The following is a 13786-nucleotide window of genomic DNA, read 5'->3' as shown; positions in this document are numbered from 1 at the left end:
CTCCGAGAAAGGCATCATCGTGAAAATCACCCGGGTCCTGACCGCCGGCCTGCTCGTCCTGGCCGCGACGGCGTGCGGCTCGTCCGCGGGCGGCGGGGACTCCGCGACGCTCCGCGTCGGCGTGATCGGCTCGGGCGTCGGCAACAAGCTCACCCGCGCCGTCGGATTCCTCGACGAGCGCGGGGAGCTGCTGCCCGAGCTGAAGGCGGCCGGGATCGGCAAGGTCCAGGTCGCGACGTTCCAGAACGGCCCCGACCTGAACCAGGCGCTCGCCGGCGGGTCCCTCGACATCGGCATGTACGGGGACACCCCGGCGATCATCGGCCGGGGCCGGGGGCTGCCGACCCGGCTCGTGTCGCTGAACTCCGTCCGGCTGGACGCCGCGATCGTCGCGAAGAAGGACGGCGGGCCGGCGTCCCTCAAGGACCTTGAGGGCAAGCGGATCGGCGTGCAGACCGGCTCGTACATCCACCGCTACCTGCTCGGCGCGCTCCAGAAGGCGGGGGTGAAGCCGAAGCAGATCATCCACATGTACACGCCCGCGATCATCGCGGCGCTGGAGAAGAACTCGATCGACGCGGGCGGCCTGGTCTCCGCCGACCAGGCGGCCGAGGAGAAGAAGGGCTACCGGTCGATCGACGTCGCCTCCCGCGACCACCCGGACCTGCTCGGCACGTCCGCCACGGTGGTGACGGAGAAGTACCTGGCCGGGCACAAGGACATCGTCAAGGTGTGGCAGCGGGCGGAGACGAAGGCGGCCGCCGTCGCGAAGGCGAACTGGCCCGCCTACACCGCGTTCGTCGCGCGCACCGGCGGCTACGCGCCCGACATCTCCGTCAAGACGACGTTGAAGGAACAACTTCCGGACGCGCCGTTCACCCCGGAAGGGCTGAAGCTCCTCAACGGGACGAAGGCATTCCTCGTCGAGCAAAAGCTCGTCGGGAAGGACTTCACGCTCGACTCGTGGTTCGCTCCGCAGTCCGGAGCACGTCAAGGTTAGCGTTGGGCAAAACCCATTGACTTGACTGGTCAAGGCGCGTGAAATTTCTTCGTGTGATCGTCGTGGCTCAGCGGAGGAGCGCGTTTTGGTCGTACGGGGAAAGCGTGGGCGCGCCGAACGCGCGGCGGCGGAGGTCGAGGCCCGGCTGCTGGAAGCGGGACGGTTCCTGAGGAATACGCCGACGACGAGCGACTTGCGAGCCGTGTATCGCGACGATCAGGGCGTGAATGACGCTCCGTATCGGGAGAGATGGGCGCACGATCGCGTCGTCCGCTCCACCCACGGGGTGAACTGCACCGGTTCCTGTTCGTGGAAGGTATACGTCAAGGACGGGCTGATCACCTGGGAAACCCAGCAGACGGATTATCCGAGCGTCGGGCCCGACCGTCCGGAGTACGAGCCCCGCGGGTGCCCCCGCGGGGCCTCGTTCTCCTGGTACACATACTCGCCCACGCGGGTGCGCTACCCGCACGCGCGCGGCGTGCTGGTGGAGATGTACCGGGAGGCCAGGGACAGGCTCGGCGACCCGGTAGCCGCCTGGGCGGAGATCACCGGCGACCCCGAGCGGCGCGTCCGGTACCAGTCGGCGCGCGGGCACGGCGGCCTCGTCCGGATCGGCTGGGACGAGGCCCTGGAGATCGCCGCCGCCGCCCATCTCCACACGATCCAGACCTATGGCCCGGACCGCGTCGCGGGATTCTCACCGATTCCTGCAATGTCCATGGCGTCGCACGCGGTGGGCGCGAGATTCATGTCGCTGATCGGCGCGCCGATGCTGTCGTTCTACGACTGGTACGCCGACCTTCCGGTCGCCTCCCCGCAGGTTTTCGGCGACCAGACCGACGTCCCGGAATCGGCCGACTGGTGGGATGCCGGATATCTCCTGCTGTGGGGGTCGAACGTCCCCGTGACGCGCACTCCGGACGCGCACTGGATGACCGAGGCACGTTATCGCGGGCAGAAGGTCGTGGTCGTCTCGCCGGACTACTCGGACGCGACGAAGTTCGCCGATGAATGGCTTCATCCGCATCCCGGAACGGACGGCGCACTGGCGATGGCGATGGGCCACATCATTCTCCGCGAGCATTTCGTCGACCGCTCGACCCCCTATTTCGAGGATTACGTCAAACGGTTCACCGACCTGCCCTTCCTGGTGGAACTGCGGGACGACGGGACCGGCGGGCTGGTCCCCGGCAAGTTCGTCACGGCCGCCGACCTCGGGCTGGAGACGGCGGCGGCCGCGGACGACCGGCGGTGGCAGCCGCTCCTGATCGACGAGCGGACCGGCGAGCCGGTCGCGCCCGGCGGGACGCTCGCCGACCGCTGGGGGCCCGAGGGCGAGGGCCGCTGGAACCTCGACCTCGACGGAATCGAGCCCGCCCTCACGCTCCATGGGTCGGGCGAGCACGCCGAGATCGCGATGCCCCGGTTCGACCTGCCCGAGGGCGCGGAGAGCGTCCGGCGCGGGGTGCCGGTGCGGCGGTTCGCCGGCCGGACGGTCACCACCGTGTTCGACCTGCTGCTCGCCCAGTACGGCGTGCCGCGTCCCGGCGTCCCCGGCGAGTGGCCGGACGGCTACGACGACCCCGGCACGCCCTGCACCCCCGCCTGGCAGGAGCAGATCACCGGCGTTCCCGCCGCCCGCGCGGCGGCGATCGCCCGCGAGTTCGCCGACAACGCCGAGCGCACCCGCGGCCGGTCGATGATCGTGATGGGCGCGGGCACCAACCACTGGTACCACTCCGACACCATCTACCGGTCGTTCCTGTCCCTGCTGCTGCTCACCGGATGCCAGGGCGTCAACGGCGGCGGCTGGGCCCACTACGTGGGGCAGGAGAAGGTGCGCCCGCTGGCGGGCTGGCAGCAGATGTCCACGGCGGCCGACTGGGTGCGGCCGTCCCGGCAGATGGCGGGCACGCCCTACTGGTACCTGCACACCGACCAGTGGCGGTACGAGAGCTACTCGGCGGACGCCCTGTCGTCCGCGACCGGCCCTGGCCTGTTCGCCGGACGCCACCCCGCCGACCTCGTCGCCCAGTCCGCGCGGCTCGGCTGGATGCCGTCCTACCCGACGTTCGCGCGCAACCCCATCGACCTCGGCCGGACGATCCACGAGACGGGCGGGGACCCCTCGGAGTGGGTGGCCGACGAGGTCGAGGCGGGACGCCTCGGCTTCGCCGTCGAGGACCCGGACGCCCCGGAGAACTGGCCGCGCGTCCTCACCGTGTGGCGCGCCAACCTGATCGGCTCGTCCGCGAAGGGCAACGAGTACTTCCTCCGGCACCTGCTCGGCGCGGACGACTCCGCCACCGCGGGCGAGGCCCCGTCCGGCCGCCGCCCCCGCGACGTCGCCTGGCGGGACGAGGCCCCGCGCGGCAAGCTCGACCTGATGGTCGCGCTGGACTTCCGGATGACCTCGACGACGCTGTTCGCCGACCTCGTCCTGCCCGCCGCGACGTGGTACGAGAAGCACGACCTGTCCAGCACGGACATGCACCCCTACGTGCACGCCTTCTCCCCCGCGATCAACCCGCCCTGGCAGGCCCGCACCGACTTCGAGATCTTCCACGGGCTGGCGCGCAGGCTCGGCGAGCTGGCGCGCGGGCGGCTGGAGGTCGTCCACGACCTGGTCGTGACGGCGCTCCAGCACGACTCGCCCGGCGAGACCGCGCAGCCGGGCGGGACCGTGCCGGACTGGCGGGACGGCCGGCCGGCCCGCCCCGGCCGCAACCTCCCGCAGGTCGCCGTGGTCGAACGCGACTACACCGCCGTCGCGGACCGGCTCGCCGCCCTCGGGCCGCTCACCCGCGACAAGGGCCTGACGACCAAGGGCATCACGGTCGGGGCCGAGCACGAGGACGCCTGGCTCGCGGCCCGCGCCGGGACCGTCGCGCACGGCCCGGCGGAGGGCCGCCCCCTCCTGGACACCGACGTCAAGCTGTGCGAGGCCATCCTCGCGCTGTCGGGGACGACCAACGGCCGCATCGCCGCCGAGGGCTTCGCGCGGCTCGCCGAACGCTGCGGCCCGAAGTCGGGCCTGGACGAGCTCGGCGCGTCCGTCGCCGAGCGCCGGGTCGTGTTCTCCGACACGCAGGACCGTCCCGTCCAGGTGGGGGCGAGCTTCGAGTGGTCCGGCAAGGAGGCGCCCGACCGGCGGTACTCGCCGTTCACCGTCAACACCGAGCACGCCAAGCCCTGGCACACGCTGACCGGCCGCCAGCACTTCTTCCTCGACCACGACTGGATGATCGAGTACGGCGAGCAGCTCCCGATCTACCGGCCGCCGCTGGACCTCGCCGCGCTCGGCGAGAGCGGCCCCGGCCGGCACGACGCCGGGGACGGCCGGGAGGTCGCGGTCCGCTACGTCACCCCGCACTCGAAATGGTCGATCCATTCCGAGTACCAGGAGAACCTGCTGATGCAGACGCTCGCCAGGGGCGGGCCGGTGATCTGGATGAGCGTCCAGGACGCGGCGGCGGTCGGCGTCGCCGACAACGACTGGATCGAGGCGGTGAACGCCAACGGCGTCGTCGTCGCCCGCGCGATCGTCTCGCACCGGATGCCGCCCGGCACGGTGTTCATGTACCACGTGCAGGAACGGCTGGTGAACGTCCCGCGGGCGCAGGCCGGCGGGCGGCGCGGCGGCGTCCACAACGCGCTGACCAAACTCCTGATCAAGCCGACGCACCTCATCGGCGGCTACGCCCAGCAGTCGTTCGCGCCCAACTACCACGGTCCGACCGGCAACCAGCGGGACGCCGTCACCGTCATCCGGCGCCGCTCCCAGGAGGTCAGCTACTGATGCCCCGCACGAAGCGCGCGGGCCGCGCGAAGACGCCGCCCCGCCGGGTGATGGCCCAGGTCGCCATGGTCATGAACCTGGACAAGTGCATCGGGTGCCACACCTGCTCGGTGACGTGCAAGCAGACGTGGACGAACCGGCCCGGCGTCGAGTACGCGTGGTTCAACAACGTCGAGACCCGTCCCGGCCAGGGCTACCCGCGCGGCTACGAGGACCAGGACGCCTGGCGCGGCGGCTGGGCGCTGAAGCACGGGCGGCTCGTCCCCCGCGCGGGCGGGCGGTTCGCGCGGCTCGCCCGCCTGTTCGCCAACCCCGACCTCCCCGGCCTGGACGACTACTACCAGCCCTGGACCTACGACTACGAGAACCTGACCAACGCGCCGCTCGGCGACGACGTCCCGACCGCGCCGCCGCGCTCGCTGATCGACGGGCGGCCGACGGCGATCACGTGGGGGCCGAACTGGGACGACGACCTCGGCGGCGGCCCCGAGCACGCCGCGAACGACCCCGTCCTCCGCAAGGTCAGCGACGACGTGCGGCTGGAGTACGAGAACGCCTTCATGTTCTACCTGCCGCGCATCTGCGAGCACTGCCTCAACCCGTCGTGCGTCGCGGCCTGCCCGTCCGGGGCGATGTACAAGCGGATCGAGGACGGCATCGTCCTCGTCGACCAGGACCGGTGCCGCGGCTGGCGGATGTGCGTCAGCGGCTGCCCGTACAAGAAGGTCTACTTCAACCACCAGACGGGCAAGGCCGAGAAGTGCACGCTGTGCTACCCGCGGATCGAGGCGGGCGAGCCCACGGTCTGCTCGGAGACGTGCGTCGGACGGCTCCGCTACCTCGGCGTCATCCTGTACGACCCGGACCGGGTCGGGGAGGCGGCGTCCGTGGAGGACGAGAAGGACCTCTACGCGGCGCAACTCGGCTGCTTCCTCGACCCGCACGACCCGGACGTCGCCGCCGCCGCCGAGGCGTCCGGCGTCCCGCACGACTGGGTGAGCGCGGCGCGCAGGTCGCCCGTCCACGCGCTGATCAGCCGGTACCGCGTCGCGCTGCCGCTGCACCCGGAGTACCGGACGATGCCGATGGTCTGGTACGTCCCGCCGCTGTCCCCGATCGTGGACGCGCTCGCCGGCACCGGCAACGACGGCGAGGACGCGGGCAACCTGTTCGGCGCGATCGAGTCGCTGCGGATCCCGGTGTCCTACCTCGCCGAGCTGTTCACCGCCGGGGACCCGGACCCGGTGCTGTACTCGTTGCACCGGCTCGCGGCGATGCGCGCGCACATGCGCCGCGTCAACCTCGGCGAGGACGAGGACCCCGAGATCGCCCACAGCGTCGGCATGAGCGTGGACGACCTGCGCGGCATGTACCGGCTGCTCGCCCTCGCCAAGTACGAGGAGCGGTACGTCATCCCGACCGCGTACACGGCGAACGGCCACGACCACCCCGACCCCCTCGCGCACAGCGGATGCAGCCTGGACGGCCCCGGCGGCCCCGGCATGATGGAGCGCCGCGACACCGAACCCCGCCGAGTCAACCTCCTGAACTGGAACGGCCACGGGCGCCCCTCGGGCCTCTTCCCCGAGCCGACCGAGGAGAGCGAGCAGGCCGGGGAGGGAGCGTGACCGACCGGATCGTCTACCAGTCGGCGTCGCTGCTGCTCTGCTATCCCAGTGACGACTGGCCCGAGACGTTATCGCTGGTCAGCCGGTCGCTCGCGGCGGTGCGCGGGGCGGCCGCGCGGTCCCTGGCGCGGTTCTGCGAGCGCGCCGCCGGGACCGGCACCCCCCTCGACCTCGGCGCCCGCTACGTCGCGACCTTCGACCGGACCCGGCGCCGGACCCTGTACCTCACCTACTACACCGACGGCGACACCCGCACCCGCGGCGGGCGGCTCGCGTCGCTCAAGGCGTACTACCGCCGGCACGGCTGGGTCGGACCCGACCGCGAACTGCCCGACTTCCTCCCGCTGATGCTGGAGTTCGCGGCGCGCGACCCCGACGCGGGACGTCCGCTCCTCGCCGACCACCGCCCCGGGCTGGACATGCTCCGGCGCGGGCTGCGCGCGTACGGCAGCGACTACGAGCACGTCCTCGACGCGGTGTGCGCCGCCGTCCCGGAAGGACGACGACGGTGAAGCACCTGCACATCGCGCTGTGGGGCGTGCTGCCCTACCTGTCCCTCGTCGTCTTCGTCGGCGGGAACGTGTGGCGGTACCGCTACGACCGGTTCGGGATCACCACCCATTCCAGCCAGATCCACGAGAGCCGGATCCTGCGCGTCGCGGGCCCGGTGTTCCATCTCGGCCTGCTGATGGTCATCGCCGGGCACGTCGTCGGGCTGATCGTCCCCGAGTCGCTGACGGAGCGCCTCCAGGTGCCCGAGTCGGTGTACCGGGCCAACGCGCTGATCGTCGGCGGGACGGCGGGCGTCGCCGCCGCCCTCGGGTTCGCCGCACTGATCTGGCGGCGGCTGCGGACGCGCGCGGTGCGGGTGTCGTCCCAGCGCAGCGACCGGCTGCTGTACCCCGTCCTCGCGATCGTGCTGGGCGCGGGGCTCGCCGCCACGTTCGCCGGGGCGCGCAGCGGCTCCTACGACTACCGGCTCGGCGTCTCGATCTGGTTCCGCAGCCTCTTCGGCCTCGACCCGAACGTCGACGCGATGAACGGCGCGCCGCTGGTCTACCAGGTGCACGCGCTCATCGGCATGGCATTGTTCGCGCTGTGGCCGTTCAGCCGACTGGTGCACGCGTTCGCGGCGCCGCTCGGATACGTCGTCCGTCCGTACGTGGTCTACCGGTCGCGCGGCGTCCGGGCCCCTTCACGGCAGTGAGGCATCGATGAGTCCCCGCGATCGCTCGGTCCCGCAGCACCGCTACCTCCTCGGCTGGATCGTCGGGATAACCGCGCTCGCCGTCCTCGCGTGCGCCGTGCCGCTCGGCCTCACCGTGCGGCGCCTCTACGTGGACGAGGCCACCGCCGACCTCGACCGGCTGGTGAGCGGGTTGCAGACCGCCCCGCCCGCCGGCGGCAGGGGCGGGCTGCCGGTGATCGGGGACGCGTCCCGGATCGTCGGGCTGTACGGGCCGGGCGGGCAGCGCCTGCTCGGCGAGGGGCCGTCCAGCTCGGCGGCGGCGGCGAGCGCGGGCGACGGGCACATCCACGACACGTTCGAGGACGGCCAGCTCACCGCCACCGCGCCGCTCGTGCACCCGCGCGGGACGATGACCGTCGTCCGCGTCGGCGTGCCCGGCACGCTGATCCGCCATCGCACCGAGCGGGCCTGGGCCGCGACGGCGCTCGCCGCGCTCGCCCTGCTCGCGCTCGCCGCCGTCGCGGCCCGCCGGATCGCCGGGCGCGCCCAGCGTCCCGTCGAGCAGCTCGCCCAGGCCCTGCGGCGGCTGGACGAGGCCGTCGCGCGGGAACGCGCGTTCAGCACCGATGTCGCGCACCAGCTCAGGACGCCGCTCACCCGCCTCCTGCTCGGCCTCGAAGCGGGCCTGCACCGGCCGGACGACGACCCGCACACCGCGATCCGGACGGCGATCGGCCGCGGCTGGGCGCTCGTCGACACCGTGGAGGAGCTGCTGCGGCTCGCCCGGGACGAGGACGACCGCGAGCCCCTCGACGTCGTGCGCGTCCTGGAGCGGGTCCGCGACCGGCACGAGCCGGACGTGCGGGCCGCGGGACGGAGCCTCGCGCTCACCGTCCGCCGCCCGCTGCCGCCGGTCGTCGCGTCGTCCGCCGCCGTCACGCAGATCCTCGACGTCCTGCTCGACAACGCGCTGACCCACGGCGCGGGGACGATCACCGTCACCGCCTACCACTCCGACCCCGCGCTCGCCGTCGACGTGATGGACGAGGGACCCGGGCCGCGTCCCGGCGACGACGTGTTCGAGCGGCGCCCGGCGACGGGCTCCGGCGAGGCCCACGGGCTCGGCCTGTCGATCGCCCGCTCGCTCGCCCACGCCGAGGGCGGGCGGCTCTACCTCAGCCGGACCGACCCGGCCGTCTTCACCCTCCTGCTGCCGACCAGCGCTCCGCCGCCTCGGCCTCGTACCGGTAGCCGATCCTGCGCAGCGTCGTGATCCGCCGCGGGTCGTGCCCGTACACCGCGAGCTTGCGGCGCAGCGCGCACACGTGGACGTCGAGCGTCTTGGTCGCGCCGAGCCACTCCGTCCCCCACACCTCCCGCATCAGCTCCTCGCGCGACACCACCTGACCCGCGCGGGACACGAGCATCTCCAGCAGATCGAACTCCCGGGGACGCAGGCCCACCTCGCGCCCGCCGAGCAGCACCCGCCGCGCGGCCGGGTTCACGCTGAGGCCACCGACGCTCACCACGGCCGGACCGAAACGGCTCTTCCGCCGGCGCGTCAGGGCGCGCAGCCGGGCGAGCAGCTCGTCGATCCGGAACGGCTTGGTGAGGTAGTCGTCGGCGCCCGCGTCCAGGGCCATGACCACGTCGAACTCCCGGGAACGCGCGGTCACCACGAGGATCGCCAGCTCGGGACGCAGCGAGCGCAGCCGGCGGCACAGCGCGAGCCCGTCCATGTCGGGCAGCCCCAGGTCGACGAGGACGATCTGCGGCGGGTCGCTCCGCACGAGCTGGACCGCCCTGACCCCCTTGGCGGTCAGGGCCGTGGTGTATCCGTGCGCGCCGAGCACGGCGACCAAGTCCGAACCGATATCGAAATCGTCTTCGACGATCAGAAGTCCGTAGGTCACAAAGACATTCTAGAACGATTGAATTACGGACGACCGACACGGTATCCGCACACTATCCGCACAGGACGGACGCCCGCTCGGACGCGCGGCGGCGTGCAATGGAGCATGCGCGTGAAGATGATCCTTCCGGCCCTGACCGAGGCGACCTCGCCGTTCTTCCGGCCGATCAAGTATTCGCTGTTCCCGCCGCTCGGCCTCGCCACGCTGGCCGGCTACCTCGACCCGGACGACGAGGTGACGCTGACCGACGAGCACGTGCAGCGGGTCGACACCTCCGACGAGCCCGACCTCGTGGTGATCCAGGTCTACATCACCTCGGCGCGGCGCTCCTACGAGCTCGCCGACCTCTACCGCGCCCGCGGCGCCTACGTCTGCCTGGGCGGACTGCACGTCACCTCGCTCCCGAACGAGGCGTCCGCGCACGCCGACACCGTCTTCCTCGGCCCCGGCGAGGACACCTGGCCGCGGTTCCTCGCCGACTTCCGCGCCGGGCGCCCGGCGCCGCGGTACGAGTCGACGGAGCGGACGCTCGCCGCGCTGCCGCCGATCCGCCGCGACCTGATCGCCCGCGAGCGGTACCTGGTGCCGAACTCGATCGTCGTGTCGCGCGGCTGCCCGCACGTGTGCGACTTCTGCTACAAGGAGGCGTTCTTCGAGGGCGGGAAGTCGTTCTACACCCAGACCGTCGACGCCGCGCTCGCCGAGATCGACCGGCTGCCCGGACGCCACCTGTACTTCCTCGACGACCACCTGTTCGGCAACGCCAGGTTCGCGTCCGCGCTCTTCGACGGGATGCGCGGGATGGGACGGCTCTGGCAGGCCGCGGGAACGGTGCAGGCCGTGCTCCGCCCCGGCCTCCTCGAAAAGGCGGTCGAATCGGGTCTGCGCAGTTTGTTCGTCGGTTTCGAGACGATCAACGCCGCCAATCTGACGGAGCAGCGGAAATGGCAGAACATCGACCGCGACTACGACGCAGTCGTCCGCCGGCTGCACGATAACGGCGTTATGGTCAACGGCAGCTTCGTCTTCGGGATGGACGAGGACGACCCCGGCGTCTTCGACCGCACCGTGGAATGGGCGGTCGGCCAGGGGATCGAGACGGCCACCTTCCACATCCTCACGCCCTACCCCGGCACGCGGCTCTACGACCGCATGGCGAAGGCGGGCCGCCTCCTCCATTCCGACTGGTCCGGTTACGACACCCGGACGGTCGTGTTCAAGCCCGCGAAGATGACCCCCCGGCAGTTGGAGGACGGCTACCAGCGCGCCTACCGCGACTTCTACCGGTGGGGGTCGATCCTGCGCGGCGCCGCGACCAAGCCGACGCTGCGCGCAAAGGCCAGGCACGCCGCCTACGCCGGGGGGTGGAAGAAATTCGAACCCGCCTGGGACCTGGTCATCCGCGCGAAAAGGGCGGGCCGCGCGCTGCCGATCCTGGAGGCGGTCCTCTCGGGATTCGGCGCGCGTCCCGCGCGAACGGCCGATTCCATTGGCGAGGAACGGTGTGTGCCCGCGCCGTCACGCAGTAGGTTGGGCCGCGCGCGGCGCTGGGCGTCGCCGGGTGGATCGCCGGGTGGGTCGCCGGGTGAGAGGAGTCGCGGTGCGTCTCGGAGCGGAGGTCGGCGGCCGGTACCGGCTGATCAAGGGGCCCATCCGCGGGGGGACGGGTGAGGTCTGGCTCGCCGACGACCCCGAACTCGGGCGCCGCGTCGCGTTGAAGCGGGCGAGGCTCGACGGGGTCGGGCCCGGCGCGTTCGACCGGTTGCGGTCGGAGGCCCGCGCGCTGGCGCGGTTCAGCCATCCGCACGTGGTCACGCTGTACGACGCCGTCCGGGTGCGCACCGGCGACGAGGACACGTCGTGGCTCGTCCTTGAGTACGTGCCCGGCGGCAGCCTGGACGCCTGGCCCCCGATGCGGCCGGAGAGCGCGGCCCGCGTCGGCGCGCAGATCGCGTCGGCGCTGTCGGCCCTGCACGCCGAGGGCATCGTGCACTGCGACGTCAAGCCGGGCAACATCGTCGTCACCGACGACGGGACGGCCAAGCTCACCGACTTCGGCGCCGCCTACCGGTTCGGCGGCCGGGAGACGGTCACGCGGAACGGGGCGGTCAGCCACACGCCCGCCTACGCCGCGCCCGAGGTCGTGCGCGGCCGTCCCGAGCCCGCCTCGGACGTGTTCTCGCTCGGCGCGACCGTCCAGGCGCTGGTCACCGGCGCGCCGCCCGGAGACCCGGCGGCGCGCGCCGCCGACCTCGGGCCGCTGGCCGGGGTCGTCGCGGCGCTGCTGCGGCCCGAGCCTGGCGCCCGGCCCGCGCCCGCCGAGGCGCGGCGGCTGCTGGAGGAGGTGGCGGGCCCGGCCGAGCCGGAGCGTCCCGGCTACGCCGCCCCGACCGAGGACGAGTCGTCCGCCGCCGTCCGGACGACCCAGCCGTGGCGCCGTCCGGTGGCGTTCGCGCGGCGGCACCCGGTGGCCGTCTCGGCGGCGGGCGCGGTCGTCGCGTTAGGGGTCGCGCTCGCGATCGTGATCCCGTCGTCCGGCGGCACGGCCCCGGCGAAGCCCAAGCCGAAGCCCGTGTCGCTGATCGGCGACCCGCGCACCGCCGACCCGTGCGCGCTGACCGACCCGTCCGCGCTTCGCAAGTTCGGCGGGACGGAGCTCGACAACGACTACGGCAACTTCGACCGGTGCGACGTCCTCGTGTCCACCGGCGGCGACGGCGAGGTCGACGTCAAGTTCGACCTCGACACCGGCGGCGGGCCGGAGACGGCCGGACCGGCGAGGACGATCGGGCGCGTCCGCGTCGTCGAGGACCGCGCCGAGGACGACTTCTGCGGCCGGATCCTCGTCCTGCCTCCCCCGGACGCCGGCACCACCATCGTGGTCGACGCGCACCAGACGCAGGGCCGTCCCGTGCCGCTCTGCCCCATCGCCGAGACCGCCGCCGTCCGCGCGGTCGCGGCGCTGAACCGCGCCCCGCTCGCGCGGCGGTCGCCGCCGTTCCCGGCGCGGTCGCTGGCGCACCGGAACGCCTGCGCGATGATCGGGCCGGGCGCGCTCGACATCGTCCCCGGCGTCGACGCGGCGGAGCCGGACGTCGGCTTCGGCGGCTGGGGCTGCGAGTGGGGGAGCACCACCCGCGACATCGACGTCCACCTGTTCTTCGACCGCGGCCAGCCGCCCACGGCCGCCGACGACGGGAACCCCACCCGGCTGCGGGGGCGTCCCGCGTTCGTCCAGCCGAAGGGCGACGGGGACGGGACGTGCGTGGTCCGCGTCGTGCACCGGACCTACTCCGACCAGCACGGCGACGAGGCGGCCGAGCTGCTGTACCTCGTCGCGCGCGGCGCGCCGCCCGTGAAGGAGCTGTGCGCGATGGCGACGACCCTCGCCGACGCGGCGGCCGCCCAGCTCCCCGCGTGAACCCGCCCGCTACCCGCCGATGTCGTCCAGGTGGGACGTGCGGAGCATCGTGTGGACGAGCAGCACGTTGATCAGGTTGTGGTTGAGCGCGTTGCCGATCGGCGGCGGGATGTCCTCCTCGCGGAGGCCGCCGACGTACGGGCTGAGCCGCATCCGGACGCCGGTGACGACCCGCGCCGCCCGCTTGTCGTTCCACGTCTCCTCGGGGCGGAGGCGGCCGAGCTCGTCGGCGACCTGCGCCCAGGTGAGCGGCTGCGGCCACGGCTCCTGCCGCAGGTAGCGCTGGGCAAGGCAGACGAGGACGAGCTTCTCCTGCTCGGTCAGGTACCAGGGGATGCCGCCGTGCTCCTCCTCCGGGTCGAGCCGCGGGTCGTAGGTCTCGACCTCGTATACGTCGACCGGCCCTGCCCCCGCCGACCCCGCGGCGATGCGCACTTCGAGGAGGTGCTCCCGCCCCGGCGCGACGATGAACAGCGGCAGGTACGTGACCGGCAACTCCGCCCGGTGCCCGCCGAGCACGAGCCGCGCGCCGGGGAACCGGATCGCGAGCTTGCCCTCGTTGTACAGCACCCAGCGCGAGTGCTCGCGGGTGATGACGCCGTGGCGGCGGCTGACGCGCTTGTCGTCGCCGCCGACGCAGACGTGGACGTCGGGCTCGCAGCGTCCGAACACGACGGTGAAGCGGGAGTCCGGGGACACCCGCATCCCGCCGTTCGCGCCCCGGACGAACAACGTGCCGGGCTCGGCCGGGGGCAGGCCGGTGGCGAGGCTCCCGAAACCCCTCGGCAGGATGTCGACCTTGCCCGGCGGCTTGCGCGTCGTCATCGGCATGC

Annotated in this window: 10 protein-coding genes; 8 read left to right on the top strand and 2 right to left on the bottom strand. The window is 72.7% G+C overall.

What is annotated here, in order from left to right:
• Positions 1-19: 19 nt before the first annotated feature.
• The 6 genes from FXF65_RS05965 to FXF65_RS05940 all read left to right on the top strand — a co-directional run bounded on the left by FXF65_RS05965 (position 20) and on the right by FXF65_RS05940 (position 8892).
• Positions 20-1000 (top strand): ABC transporter substrate-binding protein, encoded by a 981-nt coding sequence (locus tag FXF65_RS05965; protein ID WP_187412117.1) that lies wholly within the window; start codon positions 20-22, stop codon positions 998-1000.
• 85 nt (positions 1001-1085) lie between these two features.
• Complete coding sequence (locus tag FXF65_RS05960) at positions 1086-4802, top strand: nitrate reductase subunit alpha (protein WP_148348677.1); 3717 nt, start codon at positions 1086-1088, stop codon at positions 4800-4802.
• Positions 4802-6430: a nitrate reductase subunit beta gene (gene narH, locus FXF65_RS05955; RefSeq protein WP_222868389.1), complete on the top strand. Its 1629-nt coding sequence runs from the start codon at positions 4802-4804 to the stop codon at positions 6428-6430. The genes FXF65_RS05960 and narH overlap by 1 nt, the downstream gene beginning before the upstream one ends.
• On the top strand, positions 6427-6942 hold the full coding sequence (narJ, locus tag FXF65_RS05950; protein WP_148348676.1) for a nitrate reductase molybdenum cofactor assembly chaperone: 516 nt from the start codon (positions 6427-6429) through the stop codon (positions 6940-6942). Before narH ends, narJ begins: the two co-directional genes overlap by 4 nt.
• The gene (gene narI / locus FXF65_RS05945; RefSeq protein WP_148348675.1) at positions 6939-7637 is read left to right on the top strand and encodes a respiratory nitrate reductase subunit gamma; all 699 of its coding nucleotides are present in this window, start codon (positions 6939-6941) and stop codon (positions 7635-7637) included. The genes narJ and narI overlap by 4 nt, the downstream gene beginning before the upstream one ends.
• A 7-nt stretch (positions 7638-7644) precedes the next feature.
• On the top strand, positions 7645-8892 hold the full coding sequence (locus FXF65_RS05940; protein WP_148348674.1) for a sensor histidine kinase: 1248 nt from the start codon (positions 7645-7647) through the stop codon (positions 8890-8892).
• Here FXF65_RS05940 and FXF65_RS05935 read toward each other — a convergent pair.
• Complete coding sequence (locus FXF65_RS05935; RefSeq protein ID WP_148348673.1) at positions 8819-9532, bottom strand: response regulator transcription factor; 714 nt, start codon at positions 9530-9532, stop codon at positions 8819-8821. The two genes, FXF65_RS05940 and FXF65_RS05935, sit on opposite strands and share 74 nt — an antisense overlap.
• 105 nt (positions 9533-9637) lie before the next feature.
• On the opposite strand from FXF65_RS05935, the gene FXF65_RS05930 reads away from it, so the two are divergent.
• Positions 9638-11203 (top strand): B12-binding domain-containing radical SAM protein, encoded by a 1566-nt coding sequence (locus FXF65_RS05930; protein ID WP_246198378.1) that lies wholly within the window; start codon positions 9638-9640, stop codon positions 11201-11203.
• A complete protein-coding gene (locus tag FXF65_RS05925; RefSeq protein ID WP_148348672.1) occupies positions 11133-12953 on the top strand; it encodes a serine/threonine-protein kinase in 1821 nt (606 codons plus the stop codon). The genes FXF65_RS05930 and FXF65_RS05925 overlap by 71 nt, the downstream gene beginning before the upstream one ends.
• A gap of 9 nt (positions 12954-12962) precedes the next feature.
• Here the strand turns inward: FXF65_RS05925 and FXF65_RS05920 are convergent, their stop codons facing one another.
• Positions 12963-13784 (bottom strand): FHA domain-containing protein, encoded by an 822-nt coding sequence (locus FXF65_RS05920; protein ID WP_222868388.1) that lies wholly within the window; start codon positions 13782-13784, stop codon positions 12963-12965.
• Between the last annotated feature and the right edge of the window lie 2 nt (positions 13785-13786).

Origin of the sequence: Actinomadura syzygii (genome assembly GCF_008085905.1) — a bacterium.
GTDB classification, from domain to species: Bacteria; Actinomycetota; Actinomycetes; order Streptosporangiales; family Streptosporangiaceae; genus Spirillospora; species Spirillospora syzygii.
This window is presented reverse-complemented; position numbering and strand designations above follow the sequence as displayed.

Excerpts from the sequence above, each read along its gene's own strand:
- narH (WP_222868389.1), top strand. The coding sequence starts at position 4,802 with ATGCCCCGCACGAAGCGCGCGGGCCGCGCGAAGACGCCGCCCCGCCGG.
- FXF65_RS05940 (WP_148348674.1), top strand. The coding sequence starts at position 7,645 with ATGAGTCCCCGCGATCGCTCGGTCCCGCAGCACCGCTACCTCCTCGGC.
- FXF65_RS05930 (WP_246198378.1), top strand. The coding sequence starts at position 9,638 with ATGCGCGTGAAGATGATCCTTCCGGCCCTGACCGAGGCGACCTCGCCG.
- FXF65_RS05920 (WP_222868388.1), bottom strand. The coding sequence starts at position 13,784 with ATGCCGATGACGACGCGCAAGCCGCCGGGCAAGGTCGACATCCTGCCG.